Genomic DNA, 19,415 nt, shown 5'->3' on the forward strand with positions numbered 1-19,415 from the left:
CTTCAAAAGCATGCCGGCTGATGACTGCCGGCGCGCTGGGCATGCTCCGACGCGGTAGCGTCGGGCGCCGCCCCATGGCAATGCGGCCGCGGCAGTCCGCAACCCAAATATATGCACAGCTGAGCGCCAGGAGAATGCGTTTCTGACTATCCTCCCGATAGATCCCGGTTATGGCGTGGACGCAACCCGCACTAGGCGCCGAACAGCTCGCTGCAGGCCGCCCGTACCGCCGCGGTCACCTGCCCGCGCCCGTGGTCGCGCCGTTCCAGCATGCCGATGTGACGCATCACCGGCTCGCCGTTGACCAGCAGCGGCAGGATGCGCAGCGCCTCGTCGTCGCGCCAGCGCGCGCGGCGCAGCAGCGGCACCACGGTCACGCCGACTTCCTGCCGCACCAGCTCCACCAGCGCCTCGATCGCGTTCAGTTCAAGGAACTCGTTGACCTTCAGGTGCGCGCGGCGCAGCGCGCGCTCGACCAGCACGCCGGTGCGCTGGCTGCGGTCGAAGCGCAGGTAGGGATTGGTGGCAAGCGCCTCGCGCGCATCGCGGCCCGGGCTGCCGCGTGCCGCGATCGCCACCAGCGGCTCCTGGTACAGCGGCGTCCAGCGCAGCGTGCCGGGCACGCGCGCGGCGCCCTCGACCAGGATGGCGGCATCCAGCTCGCCGGCCTCGACCTGCGCCGCCAGCTCGATCGACTTGGCGCCGACCAGGCGCACGTCGAGCGCAGGATAAGTGCGCTTCATATGCGCTACCGCATGTGACAGCCCGCCCATCACCGACACCACCGCACCCACCGCCACCGCGCCCGCCATGGCCTGGTCCGAGGCCAGCGGCAACCGCATCTCGTCATACAGCGCCAGCATGCGCCGCGCCTGCGGCAGCAGCGCGCGGCCGTCGGCATTGAGCACGGCCACGCGGCCGTTGCGGTCGAACAGCTCGCGGCGCAGCTCGGTCTCCAGTGCGCGCATCTGCAGGCTGACGGCGGCCTGGGTCAGTGCCACCTGGCCGGCGGCGGCGGCAAAGGAGCCGTGCTCGGCCACGGCAACGAAGGTACGGAGAAAGCGGACAGTGCTCATCGGTGCACACAAGAGAAGAGTCAGGCATATGCCGGCAAGGCGCGATTCTTAAGATTTCCTTGTGACATTGGAAAGAAATATTAGCTTTCTTTGTGACCGGCAGCACGGAATAATGAAGACCGGCTCATGAATCGGGGCCAATCGCCTGACACCGGAGACAAGTATGAAATCCTGGCTGCGCCGCTTCGGCATCGGCCTTGGCTGCGGGCTTTGCCTGGCCGCCACGCCCGCACTGGCCGACACCTATCCCAGCAAGCCGATCCGCCTGATCGTGCCCTTCCCGGCCAGCGGCGCGACCGACCTGCTGGCACGCGCCATCGCGCAGAAGGTGGGCACCAGCATGGGCCAGCAGATCGTGGTCGACAACCGCCCCGGCGCCGGCGGCGCGATCGGCTCGGACATGGCCGCCAAGGCTGCGCCCGATGGCTATACGCTGCTGATCGCCACCACCAGCACGCATTCGATCGGGCCGTATATCAACACCCGCCTGCCGTACAACACCGAGACCGACTTCACCCCGGTCAGCCAGGTGGCGATCGCCACCAACCTGCTGGTGGTGCCGAACAGCCTGCCGGCGAAGAACGTGCGCGAGCTGATCGACTACGCCAAGAAGCATCCCGGCGAACTGAACTACGCCTCCAGCGGCAACGGCACCGTGGTGCATCTGACCGCTGAGGCCTTCAAGGCGCAGGCGGGCGTGTTCATCACCCACATTCCCTACCGCGGCACCGCGCTGGCCGTGCCGGACCTGATCTCGGGCAAGGTGCAGGTGCTATTCGACAGCATCGTGTCGGGCCTGCCGCATGTGAAGGACGGCAAGCTCAAGGCACTGGCGGTGACCAGCGCCAAGCGCTCGCCGCTGGCGCCGGAAATCCCCACGGCGAGTGAGTCGGGCCTGCCCGGCTTCGAGTCCGATACCTGGTTCGGCATCTATGGCCCCAAGGGCCTGCCGGCGGATATCGTCAACCGCCTGAATGCAGAATTCAACAAGGCCATCCAGTCGCCCGAGGTCAAGGAACGCCTGGGCAAGCTGGGCGCCGAGCCGGTCGGCGGCACGCCGGCGCAGTTCGCCGCGATGGTGAAGAAGGACAGCGCGCGCTGGGGCAAGCTGATCAAGGATCGCAAGATCACGGCAGAATAAGGGCCGCTGAGCGCCCAAGCACAAGGACACAGACAAGCATGCAGAACTTCAACTGGACCAACCCCTACCCCTCCGTGCGCATCCCGCTGTTTGCGCGCAACGTGGTCTCCACCTCGCACCCGCTGGCCGCGCAGGCCGGCCTGCGCATGCTGCTCAAGGGCGGCAATGCGGTCGATGCCGCCATCGCCGCGGCCGCCGCAATCACCATCGTCGAGCCGGTGTCGTGCGGCCTGGGCAGCGATGCCTTTGCCATCCTGTGGGACGGCAAGGAACTGCACGGCCTGAACTCATCGGGCGTGGCCCCGGCGGCGTGGAGCCCGGAGTACTTCAAGAACAAATACGGCACCGATGCCAACGGCCTGGCCAACCGCCCGATCCGCGGCTGGGACTCGGTCACCGTGCCCGGCGTGGTCGCCGGTTGGGCCGCGCTGCATGAGCGCTTCGGCAAGCTGCCGTTCGCCGACCTGATGGAGCCGGCGATCGAGATCGCCGAGCGCGGCTATGCCGTGCCGCCGGTGGTGGCGCACAAGTGGGCCGCCGCGGTGCCTGAGCTGAAGGACCAGCCCGGCTATGCCGAGACCTTTATGCCCAATGGCCGCGCCCCCGCCGTGGGCGAGAAGTTCACCATGAAGGCTGCCGCCGAAACCCTGCGCAAGATCGGCGCGACCCGTGGCCGCGCCTACTACGAAGGCGAGATCGCCGAGCAGATTGCCGCCTTCAGCCAGCAGTGCGGCGGCGCCATGACGCTCGATGATCTGCGCAACTACCGCCCCGACTGGGTCAAGCCGATCAGCAAGTCCTACCGCGGCTACGAGCTGCACGAGATCCCGCCCAACGGCCAGGGCATTGCCGCGCTGATCGCGCTGGGCATCCTGGACCAGTTCGACATGTCGTCGATCCCGGTGGATTCGGTCGACTCGCAGCACCTGCAGATCGAGGCAATGAAGCTGGCCTTTGCCGACCTCTACCGCTACGTGGCCGACCCGCGCAGCATGGAGGTCACGCCGGAAGAAATGCTCGATGACGCGTACCTGAAGTCGCGCGCGAAGCTGATCGACATGCAGCGCGCCACGCATTTCAACTTTGGCATGCCCAAGGTCGGCGGCACCATCTACCTGACCGCCGCCGACGAGAACGGCATGATGATCTCGTTCATCCAGTCCAACTACATGGGCTTCGGCTCGGGCGTGGTGGTGCCGGGCACCGGCATCAGCCTGCAGAACCGCGGCGTGGGCTTCTCGATGGATCCGAAGTCGGCCAACGTGGTCGCGGGCGGCAAGCGTCCGTTCCACACCATCATCCCGGCCTTCCTGACCAAGGACGGCCAGCCGGTGATGAGCTTCGGCGTGATGGGCGGCGACATGCAGCCGCAGGGCCACCTGCAGACCGTGGTGCGCATGCTGGATTACAACCAGCAGCCGCAGGCCGCGTGCTGCGCGCCGCGCTGGAAAGTCAACCGCGACTTCACGCTGGATGTGGAAAGCACCATGGACCCGGCCACGGTCGAGGGCCTGAAGGCGCGCGGCCACCAGCTCAAGTCGGTGGACGATCCGTACATGGACTTTGGCTCGGGCCAGTTCATCTGGCGCCTGTCGGACGATGCCGAGCACGGCTATGTCGCGGCCAGCGACAGCCGGCGCGATGGCCAGGCGGTGGGGTTCTGAGCCGGCTGACTCAGTTGCCTGCGCCAGCGATACGCCCGGGTCCGCCCGGGCGTTTTTCATGGTGCGGCAGAATTGTCCGCAACTGGCCCGCCCGCGATCGGCCCAACTGTGCATGGTGTGTCCGCGCCCGCTCCGTACACTGGTGACCCACCAGCCTCCGGAGCCCCCCGCGCCATGACCACCTACGCTTTCCGCCTGCTCAACGTCTTTGCCGAATCCACCTTCGGTGGCAATCCGCTGTGCGTGTTCGAGGATGCGCGCGGCATGGACAATGCCACCATGCAGGCGCTGGCGCTGCAGTTCAACCTGTCGGAGACCACCTTTATCCTGCCGTCGGAGCGTGCCAGCGCGCGGGTGCGCATCTTCACGCCGGGCTATGAGATGCGCTTCGCCGGCCATCCGACGCTGGGCACCGCGCACGTGGTGCGCGAACTGACCGGCACCGGCGACGCGCTGACGCTGGAGTTCCCGGCGGGCGTGGTGCCGGTGACCGCGCAGGGCGATGTCTGGACCTTCACCGCCCCTCACAACGGCAAGCCGAAGACCGCGCCGGCCGGCCTGCCCGATGCCGACATGGCCAGCCTGCTCGGCCTGCAGGAACGCGATCTGCTGGTGTCGCCGATGTGGGTCGACACCGGCGCCGATCAGCTGCTGGTGGCAGTGCGCAGCACCGATGCCGTGCGCCGCGCCAATCCCGACAGCGCGCGCCTGCAGATCTGGCCGCAGAGCAGCCTGGGCCGCAAGACCGCCTACGTCTTTGCCTTCGACCCGGAACGGCCCGGCCGCGTGCTGTCGCGCTACTTCTTCACCAAGCAGGGCGGCGGCGTGGCCGAGGATCCGGGCACGGGCTCGGCCTGCGCCAACCTGGGCGGCTGGCTGCTGGCCACCGGCCACGCGCTGCCGGCCGAATACGCGATCGATCAGGGCGAGGCCGTTGGTCGCCCCTGCCGGCTGCACCTGGCCGTCAGCGCCGACGGTGCAATCCACGTGGGCGGCCGCGTGCTGGAGATCGGCCGGGGTACCGTGACCGTGTAACGGCATCTGCGCTACATTGACGGTTTCGCCCCCGCCGACCCACGCCCCGCCTGCCATGACCTCGCACGCCATCACCACGCTGGCCGACCTGGAAGCGCTCTACGCGCAACCGGCGGCCCCGTCGCTGTCCAAGGAAGTCGACTACCTGCACCCGCACTACCGCGACTTTATCGAGGCGGCACCTTTCTGCCTGCTGTCGACGGTGGGCGAGGACTGGGCCGAATGCTCGCCGCGCGGCGATGCGCCGGGCTTTGTGCAGGTGCTGGACGAACGCACGCTGCTGCTGCCCGACCGGCGCGGCAACAACCGCATCGACAGCCTGCGCAATATCGTTGCCGATCCGCGCGTCGGGCTGCTGTTCGTGATCCCCGGCATCAACGAGACCATCCGCGTCAACGGCACCGCGCAGATCAGCGTCGACCCGGCGCTGGTCGCGCGTTGCGTGGTCGACGGCAAGGCCCCGACCACGGTGCTGGTGGTCACGGTGCAGGCAGTGTTCTTCCAGTGCGCCCGCGCGCTGATCCGCTCGCGCCTGTGGGCAGCGGATGCGCAGGTGGCGCGCCAGTCGCTGCCCAGCAACGGCGAGATCCTGTCCACGCTGACCGACAACGCCATCGACGGCGCCGCCTACGACCGCGACCTGCCCGAGCGGCAGCGCACCACGCTCTACTAACCGCGCGGCAGCCACTCCGGCGCGTGCGTGCCGAGCGGCTCGGACGGCAACGTCCAGCGCGCCGGCGTTTCCGACAGATGCGCCGCATGGCGCACCACAGTCAGCATGCCGAAGCCCGACGGCACCGCCTCCAGCAGGTCGGCCACGTCGTCGATCTTCTGCTCGGGCGCCTTGGGCCCGTCCGGCACGCGCCCCAGGCCGCGCAGCCACTGCCCCACCTGCGCCAGCGACACCCGCACATGCCAGCTGCCGCCCTCCACCGCGCGCCGGTGCAGCGCGGCCATCGCGCCGAAGGCCAGCAGGTAGCCCGCGGCGTGGTCCAGCACCTGCGCCGGCAACGGACGCGGTGTGTCGCTGCCGGCCGCCTGCGCTTCGGCATCATTGAAGCCGGTGGCGGTCTGCACCAGCGAATCGAAGCCGCGCTTGTGCGACCACGGCCCGACGTGGCCATAGGCGCTCAGCGACACATAGACGATGCCCGGACGCGCGCGCGCCGCGGCCTCCGGCCCCACCCCCAGCTCGGCCAGGCCGCCGGGGCGATAGCCCTGCACCATCACGTCGGCACCGTGCAGCAGCTTGTGCAGCGTGCGCTTGTCGTCCGGATCGCGCAGGTCCAGCTGGCAGCTGCGCTTGCCGCGGCCGGTGTCGATCACCAGCGGCGGGATCGACGGCAGGTGCGAGGCGGTGACCAGCAGCACGTCGGCGCCATGCGCGGCCAGCGTGCGGCCCGCCACCGGGCCAGCGATGATGCGGGTGAAATCGAGCACGCGCACGCCCGACAGCGGCTGCGCGTCCGGGGATGCGGGCGCCGGCAGCGGTTGCGGCGGGGCGTCGCCGATGCGCTCCAGCGTCACTGGCGGCAGGCCGCGCAAGGCGGCCGCCTGCGGATGGCGGTCCCATTCCTCAAAGCTGCGCAATGCCGCAACGACCAGGCCCGCGTCGGACGCCGCGGTCTCGAAGGCTTCGGCGTCTCGCTTGTCCAGCGCGGCCTGCACGGCTGCCTTGTCATTGGCGCAGCCCAGCAAGCGCACCACGCCGTCGCGGTGGTGCGGGAAATTGGTATGCAGGCGCACCCAGCGGCCGTCGCCGCAGCGGTAGATGCCGGCCAGCTTGTCCCACAGTTCGGGCGCGGGGCCGCCGTCGACGCGCAGGTAGCGTTCGCTGCGGAATTCGGTGATGGCATGGCGCATGTCGACGCTGACGTCCTGCCAGCGGCCGGTGCGGCTGTGCCACAACGCGGCGGCCGCCAGCGCCGCGGCGCCAAGGCTGGCCTGGGCGGCGGTGCCCACGGCAAAGCTCGACGGCAGCACCGGCTCGGCGCCGTCCAGCTTCAGGTGCGCCAGCGCCTCGGCGGGCAGGCCGGCATCGCGCCACAGCGCGGCAACGACTTCAGAGGGCTCAAGCGGCACTGGCGCCGCATCGGGTTGGGCGTTCATGGGCATTCCTGCAGCGATGGACCAAAGCCGGCCACCGCGGGCCGGCACGCTTCCATGCTACTCCGACACATCACTTTCGTCGCAGCCAGGCGCGTCCGCGCGGGCGCAAATCCGGGAGATGGGCGGAAATCCGCGGCGGCTCGCGGCGTGCGGCGGCTCCGGCACGGTAAAATCCCGTTATTGGCATTCCGCCACGCAATCTGACGACCCGGCCCAAGCACCCAGACGCATCAGGCCGGCCAACCGGCGCCATCATGAGCCACGACAACAAGCCTACCGACAGCACCCCCGCCGCCTCCAACTTCCTGCGGAGCATCATCGACCAGGACCTCGCCGCCAGCACCTATGCCGGCCGCCAGGACAAGGCCGGCGAACCGCTGCCGACCGTGATCACCCGCTTCCCGCCGGAGCCCAACGGCTACCTGCATATCGGCCACGCCAAGAGCATTTGCCTGAACTTCGGGCTGGCGCGCGACTACGGCGGCCGTTGCCACCTGCGCTTTGACGACACCAACCCGGTCAAGGAAGACACCGAATACGTCGATTCGATCATCGACGCGGTGCACTGGCTGGGCTTTTCCTGGGACAGTGAGGGCAAGGACGGCGCCAAACAGCCGCACCTGTACTACGCCAGCGACTACTTCGACCAGCTCTACGCCTTTGCCGAGACCCTGATCGAGCGCGGCGCCGCCTATATCGACAGCCAGACCGCCGAACAGATCGCCGCCAGCCGCGGCAATTTCTCCGAGCCGGGCAAGCCCTCGCCCTACCGCGACCGCAGCGTCGAAGAGAACCTGCAGCTGTTCCGCGACATGCGCGCCGGCAAGTACGCCGACGGCGAGCACGTACTGCGCGCGAAGATCGACATGACCGCGCCCAATATCGTGATGCGCGACCCGGTGCTCTACCGCATCCGCCATGCCCATCACCACCGCACGGGCGACAAGTGGTGCATCTACCCGATGTACGACTTCACCCACTGCATCTCGGACGCGCTGGAGAACATCACGCATTCGCTGTGCACGCTGGAGTTCGAGAACAACCGCCCGCTGTACGACTGGGTGCTGGAGCACCTGCGCGACAGCGGCGTGTTCCGCGACCCGCTGCCGCACCAGTATGAGTTCGCGCGCCTGAACCTGACCTACGCCATCACCAGCAAGCGCAAGCTCAAGCAGCTGGTCGATGAACAGCGCGTGGACGGCTGGGACGATCCGCGCATGCCCACGCTGGTGGGCGTGCGCCGCCGCGGCTACACCCCGGAATCGATCCAACTGTTCTGCGACCGCGTGGGCGTGGCCAAGGCCGACAGCTGGATCGACATGAGCACCCTCGAAGGCGCGGTGCGCGACGACCTGGACGGCCGTGCCGCGCGCGGCGTGGCCGTGCTGGACCCGCTGCGCCTGGTGATCGACAACTACCCCGAAGGCCAGAGCGAAGAATGCTCGGCGCCGGTGCACCCGAAGAAGCCGGAACTGGGCCGCCGCGTGTTCCCGCTGTCGCGCGAGCTGTGGATCGAGCGCGAGGACTTCAACGAGACCCCGCCCAAGGGCTACTTCCGCCTGTTCCCGGGCAACAAGGTGCGGCTGAAGTACGGCTACGTGATCGAGTGCACCGGCGTGGACAAGGATGCCGACGGCAACGTGATCGCCGTGCACGCCAACTACCTGCCCGAAACCAAGAGCGGCACGCCGGGCGCCGACAGCGTCAAGGTGAAGGGCGTGATCCACTGGGTCAGCGCGGCGCACGCGTACCAGGCCGAAGTGCGCCTGTACGACCGCCTGTTCAACGACCCCAACCCGGATGCCGGCGGCAAGAACTTCCTGGATGCGCTCAACCCGGATTCCAAGCAGGTGATCACCGCCTACCTGGAGCCGGGCCTGCGCGAAGCGCAGCCCGAAGACCGCTTCCAGTTCGAGCGCCATGGCTACTTCGTCGCCGACCGCACCGATTCGCAGCCGGGCAAGCCGGTCTTCAACCGCACCGTCGGTCTGAAAGATAGCTGGGGCAAGTGATGGCCAAACCTGGCAAGGCAGCCGTGCAGACCATCACCTTCCCACTCGAGGGCGAGTTCATCGCGCTCAATGACCTGCTCAAGCTGGCGGGCGTGTGCGACAGCGGCGGCGCCGGCAAGGCGCTGGTCGCCGCCGGCGAAGTCTCGGTGGACGGTGCGCCCGAATCGCGCAAGACTGCCAAGATCCGCGCCGGGCAGGTGGTGGGCCTGGCGGGCATCGAGATCCGCGTGGTCGCCGCCTGACCGCGCGGGCCGGGCCGGTGGCGCCAGTGATGGCGCGCCGGCATTGCAACCGAAAGGACTGGACTATGCCGATCGCTTTCTGGTGCGTGCTGCTGGCCGGCATCCTGCCGCTGGCGACGGTGGCCATCGCCAAGGCCAGCGGGCCTGGCTATGACAACCATGACCCGCGCGGCTGGCTGGAGCAGCAGTCCGGCCGCGCGCGCCGCGCCGACATGGCGCACCGCAACCACTTCGAGGCCTTCCCCTTCTTTGCCGCCGCCGTGCTGGCCGCCAGCCACCTGCAGGCGCCGCAGGCCCGCATCGACGAGCTGGCCGTGGTCTTCATCGTGGCCCGCCTGCTCTACACCGTGTGCTACGTGACCGACCGCGCCACGCTGCGCACGCTGTGCTGGACCATCGGCTACCTGTCGGTGGTAGGGATGTTCCTGCTGCCCGTGTTTGTCCACTGAGCGCCGACTGAGCCATGGCCGCACGCGCGCTGGCACTTGCTGCCGCCCTGGGAATCACCGCTGCGCAGGCGGCGCCGCTTGAATACACCATCGATCCGGCGCACACCACCGTCTATTTTTCCGCCAGCCATTTCGAGCGCAGCTCGGTGCGCGGGCGCTTCGGCAAGATCGACGGGCGCCTCGTCTATGACGCGGACAGCGGCGCCGGTGCACTCGATGTGACCGTGGACCTGGCCTCGGTCGATACCGGCAACCGCACCCTGGATGGCGTGCTGCGCTCGGCACAATTCTTCGATACTGCCCAGCACCCGGTGGCGCGGCTGCGCGCGAACCGCTTCCTGATGGAAGGTGGCCGGCTGGCCGCGGTGGAAGGTGAGCTGACGCTGCACGGCGTCACGCAGCCGCTGCGCCTGCAGGCCGAGCGTTTCCGCTGCGGCGAGGTGACTTTCTTCGGCGTGAGCCGGCAGGTCTGCGGCGGCGACTTCCGCGCCGAGGTGCCGCGCAGTGCCTTTGGCATGACCCGCTTCCTGCCCGAGGTAGGCGACACCGTGACGCTGCAAGTGGCGGTCGAGGCATCGCCCGCGGGCGGCACCCCACAGTAACCCTATTCGTCACCTCCGGCGCAAATTTCTCTTGTAGAATCAGCGCTTTGCCCAATTCCCGCCACGCTCGTCTGCGTGTGCCTGGTGGGGGCGCGCGAGACCGAGACCATGTTCGACATCCATTCCGGCGACATCGTGGCCGCCGCACTTGCAGCTGCCGGTGCCTGCCTGGCCTGCAGCATTCCGGGCGACTTCCTGCGCCGCTTCCCGCTGTGGGCAGTGCAGACTTACGGCCGCGGCGCGCTGCTGATGCCGTTCCTGGCGATGATGGTCGGCACCTGGCTGTTCCGCCTCGGGGTGGCCGGCCAGATCGACACCACCGCCGGGCAGGCGCTGATCGTTGCCGCCGGCTTCCTGAGCACGCTGCTGCTGTCGGCGCTGCTGCGCTTCTACCTCAAGGAATACCGCAAGCGCTGAGCCGTTGGGCGAGTATGCCGGGCCCGCAGGCGGTGTCCGGCAAATGGCGTATGATGCGGCCTTTTGCGTCTCCCGCACCCCAGCCGGGGCGCCTGCCGCACACTTCACCTCATGGCGCTCAAATCCACCATCTTCAAAGCTGACCTGTCGGTCTCCGACATGGACCGGCCCTACTACGGCAGCCACAGCCTGACCATCGCCAAGCACCCGTCCGAGAATGACGCGCGCATGATGGTGCGCCTGCTGGCCTTTGCCTGCGAAGCCACCGAAACGCTGGCCTTCACGCGCGGCCTGGACGAACCCGACGAACCCGACCTGTGGGACAAGCGCCTGACCGGCGACATCGCCCACTGGGTCGAACTGGGCCAGCCCGACGAAGCGCGCCTGAAGCGCGCCGCCGCCCGGGCCGAGCGTGTGACCGTCTACACCTACAACGCCGCCAGTGCGCGCGAATGGTGGAAGGGCATGGCGGGCAAGGCCGGCAAGCTGCGCAACGTCACCGTCTACAATGTCCCGGCGGAAGCGGTCGAAGCCCTGGCCGCGCTGGCGCAGCGCGCCATGCGCCTGTCGGTGACGATCCAGGACGGCGACATCTGGGTGGCCGACGACGACCGCAATGTGCAACTGACGCTGGATGTGCTCCAGCGCGCCCAAGCCTGAACGCAGCCGCGCTGCGTTCTCCTCTCACCACGTCTGTTCCCATCGGAAGGAAATACGCCATGCAAACCACGCCCTCGGGCCTGCAATACGAAGACACCACCGTCGGCGCCGGCGCCGAAGCCACCGCCGGCAAGCACGTCACCGTGCACTACACCGGCTGGCTGTACGAGAACGGCCAGGCTGGCCGCAAGTTTGATTCGAGCAAGGACCGCAACGACCCGTTCGTGTTCCCGCTGGGTGCCGGCCATGTGATCCGCGGCTGGGACGAAGGCGTGCAGGGCATGAAGGTGGGCGGCGTGCGCCGCCTGGTGATCCCGGCCGACCTCGGCTACGGTGCCCGCGGCGCCGGCGGCGTGATCCCGCCGAACGCTACCCTGCTGTTTGAAGTGGAACTGCTGGCGGTCTAAGCCGGCAGGAAGGTTGTCGCGCCTGCAAAGGCAGGGGCGACAACCGCGGCAACTACCCGTTTTGCTGGCGCGCCCGCGCCTCAGAACCCGATGGCGGCGTTGCCGACATCGACGCGGACCTTGTCCCGGTCCAGCAGCCGCGCCGCATGGCGGGCATAGTCCTGCGCCCAGGCAGGATCGCCGGAAAAGCGCGCTTCTCCGGAAAACTTGGCGACATTCAGGATCTTGTCGATCACCAGCACCTTGCCGACCGGGCTCGACGCCTGGCAGTCCAGCTCGGTGTATTCCCGGTCGAACCAGCGCCACGCGGCGTCCTCGGTGACCGCGGCCAGTTCGTCCGTGCCGATCGTGAAGTCATATTCCTTGCCACTGCCGAACACCACCGTAAGCGTACGTGCCATCGCGGGTTCCCCCTATGGATTGAGGCCACCATTGTAAGGACATGGCAGCCGCGCGGGCCAGCAATTCACGGCCGTCTGATCGCGGACAAAGGTGCGGCAGCACTCGTCCGCGGCGAGTGACAGAGGCAGCACGCTGCCGCAACCGTTGCGAACCGCCCACACCCGACCCGCTCGCTCAGACAATTCCGAGGAAAACTGGCACTTATGTCATTTCCCCCACCTTCCCGTGGCGCAGCTTTGATTTATGCTTGCACCATGGCCATCACGCGACAGGACCTCGAATCCGACCGTCTGCGCACCTCGCTGTGCAGTACTCCGGTTGCGTCCTCGCTGCTGCCGGAAGCCGTGCTGGAGCAGTCCCTGTCCGATGCGCTGGCGCGCCGCCCGGAAGATCCCGCGCTCGGCGGCGATGTCTGGCTGTTCGGCTATGGCTCGCTGATCTGGAACCCGATGGTGGTGCACACCGAGCGCCAGCGCGCCACGGTGCACGGCTACCACCGCGGCTTCTACCTCTATTCCCGCATCAACCGGGGCACCTGGGACAACCCGGGCCTGGTGCTGGGCCTGGACCGGGGCGGCTGCTGCCACGGCATGGTGTTCCGCGTCCCCAGCCATGTGGTCGAGCAGGAATTCCGCGTGCTGTGGCGCCGCGAGATGCTGACCGGGGCCTACCATCCGCGCTGGCTGCGCATCCGCACCGGTGATGCCCGCGCGCCTGAGCAGCGCGCCCTCGCCTTCGTCATGAACCGCTCGCATGAGGCCTACGCTGGCCGGCTGCCGGATATCCGCGTGGTCGAGCGCCTGCGCCATGCTGCCGGACTGTACGGCCCCGCGCGCGAATACCTGCAGCAGACCCTGCTGGGCCTGGCCACCAACGGCGTCGACGATCCCTACCTGGGCCGGCTCTGGCGCCAGTTGCAGGCCGACGATGCCGCCGATGCCGAGCGCGCTGCGCACGCCGCCCTCGACCACGCAGCGCCCCTGCCGGCCAGCCCCCACGAAACCGTCTGAGCCCAGGAGCTGCCGCCATGACGCGCCCCGCCGCCCGCACCCGCAGACAGGCACTCAACGAGTTGCTGGGCCTGATGGGATTGCTGATGGGCGGCGGCCTGCTGGCGGCCCAGGGCGGGCAGACCCTGGCCGCACGGCCCGCCGGCGGCGCGGCCAGCCAGCCCGCCGCCCGCCCGCCGCGCAGCGCGGCCATGCAGCCGCCGCTGCACCGCGACGCCATCGGCACGCTCGACCGCAACCTGATCACCGCCGCCAGCGCCGGCGACCAGGAACTGGTGGCGCGCCTGCTGGCCGCCGGCGCCTCGGCGCGCGCCGCAGATGAACGCGGGCGCAGCGCGCTGCTGGCGGCCGTGCAGAACCGACGCGCCGAGGTCGCGCGCACACTGCTGCTGGCCGGTGCCGACGTGAACCTGAAGGACGCCGAATCCAACAGCCCCTTCCTGCTGGCCGCCGCCACCGGCCAGGCCGATGTGGTGCGCCTGGCCCTGGCCAACGGCGCCGACCTGGCCAGCACCGACCGCTATGACGGCACCGCGCTGATCGTCGCCAGCCAGCACGGCCATGTCGAGGTGGTGAAGCTGCTGCTGAAGGCCGGCGTTGCCGTGGACCATGTCAACGACCTGGGCTGGACCGCGCTGCTGGAAGCGGTGATCCTGGGCGATGGCAGCACCCGCTACGAGGAAACGGTGCAGCTTCTGCTGGATGCCGGCGCTGACGCCAACCTCGCCGACCGCGAAGGCGTGACCCCCACGCGCCATGCGCGCGAGCGGGGCTACAAGACGATGGTGAAGATGCTGATGCGGGTGCGGGGGCATTGAGGGCCGGCACCGTGTAAATGAAAAAGGCTGATCGGTCGACCAGCCTTTTTCATTGGCTACCCGGCTGCCTCAGGCCGCGGGCTTCTCCGCTGCGCCGGTGTTTCGCGCATTCTCGCTTTCCTGCAGATGGCGCCACATCACCTTGCCGGTGCCCGACTTCGGCAGCGCCTCAACGAACTCCACCACGCGCGGGTACTTGTAGGCGGCCATGTTCTCCTTGGCCCATTCGATGATCTGCTCCGGCGTGGTCTTGCCTTTAGCATGGGCGCGCAGCACCACCACCGCCTTGACGGTCTCGCCGCGGTACGGGTCGCGCGTGCCGATGATGCAGGCCTCCTGCACGTCCGGATGCTTGTACAGCAGGTTCTCCACCTCGGCCGGCCACACCTTGAAGCCAGACGCATTGATCATGCGCTTGAGGCGGTCGGTGATGAAGAAGTAGCCCTCTTCGTCCATGCGGCCCAGGTCGCCGGTGCGGAAGAAGGTCTTGCCCTCGAACTCGATAAAGGCGTCGCGGGTGGCGTCTTGCTTGCCCCAGTAGCCCTTGAACACCTGCGGGCCGCTGACGATGATCTCGCCGATCTCGTTGGGCGGCAGTTCCTTGAGAGTGACCGGGTCGACCACGCGCGCATCAGTGTTGAAGGTCGGCACGCCCAGGCACTGCAGCTTGGGCCGGTCCGACGGGTTGCTGTGCGTCGGCGCCATGGTCTCGGACAGGCCGTAGCCTTCCAGGTAGTTCAGCCCGAACTGCTCGCGCAGGCGCTCGGCCACGGCCTGCGGCATGGCCGCGCCGCCGCCGCCGATATAGCGCAGGCTGGACAGGTCGAACTGGGCCAGGTTGGGACTGGCCAGGAAGTCGATCACCATGGTCGGGATATTGGTCCAGTGCGTGACCTGGTAGCGCGAGATCAGGCGACCGGCGACCTCCCGGTCCCAGCGCGGCAGCATCACCACGGTGGCGCCGCTGTAGATCGGGCCGTTCATGCCGTACTGCATGCCGGTGACGTGGAACAGCGGCAGCACCGACAGGATCACCGATTCGGCACCCGAGCCCGACCAGGTCGCGCCGCCGACGATGTTGTGCATCACCGAGCGGTGCGTGTGGATGCAACCCTTGGGGAAGCCGGTGGTGCCCGAGGTGTATGGCATCACAGCCATATCGTCCGGGCCGGCGGTGTGCGGGCCGGGCTGCAGGCCGGCGCCCAGCGCCTCGGGCCACGCGGTGGCGCCCGCGGGCAGCGGATGCGGCGTGGTCAGCCAGGCCGGCGGCGCGTCTTCCGGATGTTCGTGCGTGGGCGGCAGCGCGTCGGCATACTGGGTCACCAGCAAATGCTGCAGGCGCTCGGCCGGCGCCAGCTCCGCCTGCGCCTGCTCGACCCCGGCGGCCAGGTCGGCGGTGAAGATCGCCACGCGTGCCTGCGCGTCAGTGACGTAGTGCTTGAATTCCTCGGCGCGGTTCATCGGGTTGACCGGCACCACCACCGCGTCGGCGCGCAGGATGGCGTAGTAGCTGACGATGAACTGCGGGCAGTTCTGCATGTACAGCAGCACCCGGTCACCCTTCTTCACGCCCGCCTTCTGCTGCAGCCAGCCGGCCACCGCGGTGGCCTGCGCCTCCAGTTCACGGAAGGTGATGGCATTGCCGAAGTAGCGGATCGCGGCCTTGTCGGCATAGCGGAGCGCCGAAACTTCCAGGTTGGCCCAGAGCGAGGTCTCCGGCAGCACGATGGCGGTCGGCAGGCGCTTCGGCCAGAACTGGAAATGCGGGCGAACTGGGGTCTGCATGCAACGTCTCCTGTGCGGTCTCGCGGACCGGGTCTTTCGGTATGGTCAAGGACTATAACCGAACGATCGTTCTATTTTCAACCACAGACTTTCCCGAACCCCGCGGGCGCGGTATCGGCACAGGCCGTTGCATTCGGCGCCTTCGCCCTCACAATAGAGGTATAGATTGCTTGCCCCCCGCGGGCGGGCGGCCCAGGCTGGCCGCTCCCGCCTCTCCCCCGATCCAGGATTCCCCATGAGCGACGTCACCCTGCAGAATTTCGAAACCGAAGTGATCGAGGCCTCGCGCCAGGCGCCCGTGCTGGTCGACTTCTGGGCGCCGTGGTGCGGCCCCTGCCGCACGTTGGGCCCGATGCTGGAACGGCTGGAGGCCGAGGCCAGCGGCCAGTGGAAGTTGGTCAAGGTCAATGTCGACGAGAACCAGGACCTGGCCGCGCACTTCGGCGTGCGCAGCATCCCGCACGTGGTGGCAATTGCCGACGGCCAGGCGGTGGACCAGTTCATCGGCGTGCTGCCTGAGTCCGGTCTGCGTGAATTCCTAGGGCGGCTGATGCCCAAGCCCGCGCAGATGGCCCTGCATGACGCGCTGCAACTGGCCGCCGAGGGCGACCGGGCCGGCGCCGAGGCGAAGTTTGACGAAGCCATTGCGCTCGACCCCGAGACCGACGCCGCCCGGCTGGCCTATATCGGCTTCCTGCTGGACGGCAATGCGATTGCCGAGGCCAGGTCGCAGTTCGAGGCCCTGTCGCCGCAGGCCGCGCAGCAGGACGCCCATGCCGCGCTGCGCATGCGCATGGACGCGATGGAGGGCCTGTCCGGCCTGCCGGACGAGTCCACCCTGAGCGCGCGCATTGCCGCCGACCCGCGCGACCTGGCCGCGCGGCTGGACCTGTCCAGGCTGCTGATCGCGCGCCAGCAGTACGAGCCGGCGCTGGAGCAGTTGCTGGAAATCGTGCGCACCGACCGCACCTTCGAGGACGATATCGGCCGCAAGACCATGCTGTCGGTGTTCGAGATGCTGGCCGACCGGCCCGACGTGGTGTCGCGCTGGCGCCGCCAGCTGAGCACGGCGCTGAACTGAGCGGCCGGGCCGCGGCCCCGGCGCGGTAAACTGGCGGACTCAGTTCCGCCATATTTCCTGCCATCCGCCATGCCAGCGCCCCGCCTGATCGACTTCAAGACCGAGCCCGCCCCCAGCCACGACCGCCCGCGCCCGGACCGGCTGGTGTCAGGCAACCCCGACCGCACCACCTGGACGCACTACAGCGCGCAGCACGGCGATTTCGACTGCGGCATCTGGGCGTGCGAGCCGGGGGCGTGGCGCATCGCCTTCCCGGCCGGCAAGGAAGAGTTCTTCCATGTCATCAGCGGCCGGATCCGCATCAGCGACGATGCCGGCCAGGCCAGCGACTTCGGTCCCGGCGACGCATGCGTGATCCCGGCCGGCTTTACCGGGCTGTTCGAGGTGCTGGCGCCGGTGCGCAAGTATTTCGTGGTGATCGACCGCGACGCCGCGCACCCGGCCTGACGGTGCTCAGGCCGCGGTGACGGGGCCTTCGACCAGCGTGAAGCCGTGTTCGCGCATATGCTCCACCATCATCGCGTCCATCGACTTGACATGATGGTCGAACCAGCCCGAGAGCTCGGCCACCAGGCGGCGGCCCAGCTGGAACTCGGCATCGGTGTGCACCTTGTCGCGTACCGCGACGGCCACGGCCAGCACCTGCTGGTGCTCGCCCGCGTGGCAATGGCGCGGGCCGAAGCCCATCGCCGCCATCCACTGCTCTTCCTGGGCGAAATGATGGCGGGTATGGTCGATCCATGCGTCCATCGCCGCCAGGAAGCCGGCGTCGTCGGCGCCGGCCACCGCGGCCAGCAGCTGCACGAACTCGGCATGGGTGGCGTCGGTGACCGGTTCGCCCAGATGGAGGTGGTCCGGCAGGCCGGCGGAGGAAAGCTGGTCTTTGGCGTCCATGGGATCGACGGCAATCGTGGGGAAAAACGGCAAGGATACCGAATCGGCGCGGCCCGGGCCTGATCTGGCGCAAGCCAGGGGTATGCTGTGAGCGATGCGCCCTGTCCGCTACACCTATCCCTCATGCCACGACTGATCTTCTTCTGCGGCCATGCCGGCACCGGCAAGACCACCCTCGCCCACCGCCTGATCGGCCCGCTGATGCAGGCCACCGGCGAGCCCTTCTGCCTGCTCGACAAGGACACCCTGTACGGCCGCTACAGCGCCGCGGCCATGGCCGCGATCACCGGCGACCCCAATGACCGCGACAGCCCGGCCTACCTGGACAACCTGCGCGACCCGGAATACCAGGGCCTGCTCGACACCGCGCGCGAGAACCTGGCGCTGGGCATCAGCGTGATCGTGATCGGCCCGCTGTCGCGAGAGGTCAAAGCCCACCTGCTGCATGACCCCGACTGGCTGCACGTGCCCGCCGGCACCACGGTGCGCACGGTCTGGGTCCATCTGCCTGAAGACGAGGCCCATGCGCGCATCATCCGGCGCGGCAATCCCAACGACGCCTACAAGCTGAGCCACTGGGAGGCCTACCGCACCCGGCGCTTCATGCCGGCACCCGCGGACTATCCGGAACTGATCTTTTTCGACAACCAGGCACCCGGCGACGCCGAGATCGACGGGCTGCTGAGCGCGCTGAGCGCCTGAGCGCCTGAGCGGCCCGCGCGGCCTTCAACCGCGCGCGATCTCGCCGATCACCGCCGACGCCGCGACAAAGCCGAACACCGCCGTCACCGCCACCGACGAGCCAAAGCCCGCGCACGCCAGCCCCTGGGGGCCGCGCATGGCTGGCTGGCCCGGCTGCCCGTCCAGCGGCGGCGCCTCGTCGATCTCGCAGGCCTGCTGCTCGGGTTCGGGGTATTGCAGCGGCTCGTCCGAATAGACCGCAGCGATGCCGAACTTCTTCTTCGGGTCGCGCGTAAAGCCCCATTGCTTGCGCAGGCCGGCGCGCACCTTGGACAGCAGCGGGTCCTGGATCGTGCGCGCCAGGTCGTCGATACGCACGCGCGTGGGGTCGAGCTGGCCGCCCGCGCCGCCGCAGGTGATCACCGGCACGCCCTGGCGCCGGGCCCAGCCGAGCATCCCGGTCTTGACGCGCACCGCGTCGATGGCGTCGATCACGTAGTCATAGCCGGCGCCAAGCAGCTCGGGCACGTTGTCCGGCGTGACGAAATCATCGACCTGCGTCACCTGGCAGCGCGGGTTGATGGCCACGATGCGCTCGGCCATCGCCTCGACCTTGGCGCGCCCGTAGGCATCGCCCAGCGCATGGATCTGGCGGTTGGTGTTGGACAGCGCGATATGGTCCAGGTCGATCAGCGTGATGCGCCCGACCGCATTGCGCGCCAGCGCCTCGGCCGCCCAGCTGCCGACGCCGCCAATGCCGACCACGCACACGCTGGCCGCCTCCAGGCGGGCCAGGCCGGCGGCGCCATAGAGCCGTGCCACGCCGCCGAAGCGGCGGTGGTAGTCATCTTCGGCCGGGCTTTCGTGGGTCAGCGGCTCGGGCAGGCCGGCCAGCTCGTGTGCGGCATCGTTCATGCTGGAGGAATCGGG

At 68.7% G+C, this 19,415-nt stretch carries 22 protein-coding genes; 16 read left to right on the forward strand and 6 right to left on the reverse strand.

Annotated elements, in window-relative coordinates:
- Positions 1-191: 191 nt before the first annotated feature.
- On the reverse strand, positions 192-1,076 hold the full coding sequence (locus AC1Q7H_RS00900) for a LysR substrate-binding domain-containing protein (protein WP_013957567.1): 885 nt from the start codon (positions 1,074-1,076) through the stop codon (positions 192-194).
- 163 nt (positions 1,077-1,239) lie between these two features.
- Between AC1Q7H_RS00900 and AC1Q7H_RS00905 the strand changes: the two genes are divergently transcribed.
- The 4 genes from AC1Q7H_RS00905 to AC1Q7H_RS00920 all read left to right on the forward strand — a co-directional run bounded on the left by AC1Q7H_RS00905 (position 1,240) and on the right by AC1Q7H_RS00920 (position 5,589).
- On the forward strand, positions 1,240-2,217 hold the full coding sequence (locus AC1Q7H_RS00905) for a Bug family tripartite tricarboxylate transporter substrate binding protein (RefSeq protein ID WP_013957568.1): 978 nt from the start codon (positions 1,240-1,242) through the stop codon (positions 2,215-2,217).
- 38 nt (positions 2,218-2,255) lie between these two features.
- Complete coding sequence (gene ggt / locus AC1Q7H_RS00910) at positions 2,256-3,881, forward strand: gamma-glutamyltransferase (protein WP_013957569.1); 1,626 nt, start codon at positions 2,256-2,258, stop codon at positions 3,879-3,881.
- A 174-nt stretch (positions 3,882-4,055) separates the two neighbouring features.
- Positions 4,056-4,916 carry a PhzF family phenazine biosynthesis protein gene (locus tag AC1Q7H_RS00915; RefSeq protein WP_013957570.1) on the forward strand — a complete coding sequence of 287 codons (861 nt, stop codon included), beginning with the start codon at positions 4,056-4,058 and terminating at the stop codon, positions 4,914-4,916.
- Positions 4,917-4,971: 55 nt separating this feature from the next.
- On the forward strand, positions 4,972-5,589 hold the full coding sequence (locus AC1Q7H_RS00920) for a pyridoxamine 5'-phosphate oxidase family protein (protein ID WP_153953679.1): 618 nt from the start codon (positions 4,972-4,974) through the stop codon (positions 5,587-5,589).
- On the opposite strand, the gene AC1Q7H_RS00925 is transcribed toward AC1Q7H_RS00920, so the two are convergent.
- A complete protein-coding gene (locus tag AC1Q7H_RS00925; RefSeq protein ID WP_492380833.1) occupies positions 5,586-7,025 on the reverse strand; it encodes a CoA transferase in 1,440 nt (479 codons plus the stop codon). The genes AC1Q7H_RS00920 and AC1Q7H_RS00925 overlap by 4 nt on opposite strands.
- A 254-nt stretch (positions 7,026-7,279) precedes the next feature.
- Between AC1Q7H_RS00925 and AC1Q7H_RS00930 the strand changes: the two genes are divergently transcribed.
- The 7 genes from AC1Q7H_RS00930 (at position 7,280) to AC1Q7H_RS00960 (ending at position 11,814) form a co-directional block, all read left to right on the forward strand.
- On the forward strand, positions 7,280-9,037 hold the full coding sequence (locus AC1Q7H_RS00930; RefSeq protein WP_013957573.1) for a glutamine--tRNA ligase/YqeY domain fusion protein: 1,758 nt from the start codon (positions 7,280-7,282) through the stop codon (positions 9,035-9,037).
- Positions 9,037-9,279: an RNA-binding S4 domain-containing protein gene (locus AC1Q7H_RS00935; RefSeq protein ID WP_010813694.1), complete on the forward strand. Its 243-nt coding sequence runs from the start codon at positions 9,037-9,039 to the stop codon at positions 9,277-9,279. Before AC1Q7H_RS00930 ends, AC1Q7H_RS00935 begins: the two co-directional genes overlap by 1 nt.
- A gap of 65 nt (positions 9,280-9,344) precedes the next feature.
- Positions 9,345-9,728 (forward strand): MAPEG family protein, encoded by a 384-nt coding sequence (locus tag AC1Q7H_RS00940; RefSeq protein ID WP_010813695.1) that lies wholly within the window; start codon positions 9,345-9,347, stop codon positions 9,726-9,728.
- Positions 9,729-9,742: 14 nt separating this feature from the next.
- Positions 9,743-10,330, forward strand: a complete 588-nt coding sequence (locus tag AC1Q7H_RS00945; protein WP_153953681.1) for a YceI family protein — start codon at positions 9,743-9,745, stop codon at positions 10,328-10,330.
- Between the two features lie 108 nt (positions 10,331-10,438).
- Positions 10,439-10,747, forward strand: a complete 309-nt coding sequence (locus AC1Q7H_RS00950; RefSeq protein WP_013957575.1) for a hypothetical protein — start codon at positions 10,439-10,441, stop codon at positions 10,745-10,747.
- A gap of 111 nt (positions 10,748-10,858) precedes the next feature.
- Positions 10,859-11,407, forward strand: coding sequence for a YaeQ family protein (locus AC1Q7H_RS00955; RefSeq protein WP_013957576.1), 549 nt, complete (start codon positions 10,859-10,861; stop codon positions 11,405-11,407).
- A 59-nt stretch (positions 11,408-11,466) separates the two neighbouring features.
- On the forward strand, positions 11,467-11,814 hold the full coding sequence (locus AC1Q7H_RS00960; RefSeq protein WP_010813699.1) for an FKBP-type peptidyl-prolyl cis-trans isomerase: 348 nt from the start codon (positions 11,467-11,469) through the stop codon (positions 11,812-11,814).
- 80 nt (positions 11,815-11,894) lie between these two features.
- Here the strand turns inward: AC1Q7H_RS00960 and AC1Q7H_RS00965 are convergent, their stop codons facing one another.
- Positions 11,895-12,215 carry a hypothetical protein gene (locus AC1Q7H_RS00965; protein ID WP_013957577.1) on the reverse strand — a complete coding sequence of 107 codons (321 nt, stop codon included), beginning with the start codon at positions 12,213-12,215 and terminating at the stop codon, positions 11,895-11,897.
- Between the two features lie 255 nt (positions 12,216-12,470).
- Here AC1Q7H_RS00965 and AC1Q7H_RS00970 point away from each other — a divergent pair, with 255 nt between their 5' ends.
- Positions 12,471-13,226: a gamma-glutamylcyclotransferase gene (locus AC1Q7H_RS00970; protein WP_249221190.1), complete on the forward strand. Its 756-nt coding sequence runs from the start codon at positions 12,471-12,473 to the stop codon at positions 13,224-13,226.
- 17 nt (positions 13,227-13,243) lie between these two features.
- Positions 13,244-14,044 (forward strand): ankyrin repeat domain-containing protein, encoded by an 801-nt coding sequence (locus tag AC1Q7H_RS00975; protein ID WP_013957579.1) that lies wholly within the window; start codon positions 13,244-13,246, stop codon positions 14,042-14,044.
- Positions 14,045-14,113: 69 nt separating this feature from the next.
- Here the strand turns inward: AC1Q7H_RS00975 and AC1Q7H_RS00980 are convergent, their stop codons facing one another.
- Entirely contained in the window at positions 14,114-15,829 is a 1,716-nt protein-coding gene (locus tag AC1Q7H_RS00980; RefSeq protein WP_153953683.1) for a long-chain fatty acid--CoA ligase, read from the reverse strand.
- A 235-nt stretch (positions 15,830-16,064) separates the two neighbouring features.
- Here AC1Q7H_RS00980 and trxA point away from each other — a divergent pair, with 235 nt between their 5' ends.
- Complete coding sequence (trxA, locus tag AC1Q7H_RS00985; RefSeq protein WP_013957581.1) at positions 16,065-16,910, forward strand: thioredoxin; 846 nt, start codon at positions 16,065-16,067, stop codon at positions 16,908-16,910.
- Between the two features lie 69 nt (positions 16,911-16,979).
- Entirely contained in the window at positions 16,980-17,357 is a 378-nt protein-coding gene (locus tag AC1Q7H_RS00990) for a cupin domain-containing protein (RefSeq protein WP_013957582.1), read from the forward strand.
- Between the two features lie 6 nt (positions 17,358-17,363).
- Here the strand turns inward: AC1Q7H_RS00990 and AC1Q7H_RS00995 are convergent, their stop codons facing one another.
- Positions 17,364-17,804, reverse strand: coding sequence for a bacteriohemerythrin (locus AC1Q7H_RS00995; RefSeq protein WP_211980044.1), 441 nt, complete (start codon positions 17,802-17,804; stop codon positions 17,364-17,366).
- Between the two features lie 123 nt (positions 17,805-17,927).
- Between AC1Q7H_RS00995 and AC1Q7H_RS01000 the strand changes: the two genes are divergently transcribed.
- The gene (locus tag AC1Q7H_RS01000; protein ID WP_211980045.1) at positions 17,928-18,506 is read left to right on the forward strand and encodes a P-loop nucleotide/nucleoside kinase family protein; all 579 of its coding nucleotides are present in this window, start codon (positions 17,928-17,930) and stop codon (positions 18,504-18,506) included.
- 24 nt (positions 18,507-18,530) lie between these two features.
- On the opposite strand, the gene tcdA is transcribed toward AC1Q7H_RS01000, so the two are convergent.
- Positions 18,531-19,400, reverse strand: a complete 870-nt coding sequence (gene tcdA, locus AC1Q7H_RS01005) for a tRNA cyclic N6-threonylcarbamoyladenosine(37) synthase TcdA (RefSeq protein ID WP_211980047.1) — start codon at positions 19,398-19,400, stop codon at positions 18,531-18,533.
- Between the last annotated feature and the right edge of the window lie 15 nt (positions 19,401-19,415).

The organism is Cupriavidus sp. GW823-FHT06D04 (genome assembly GCF_058795055.1).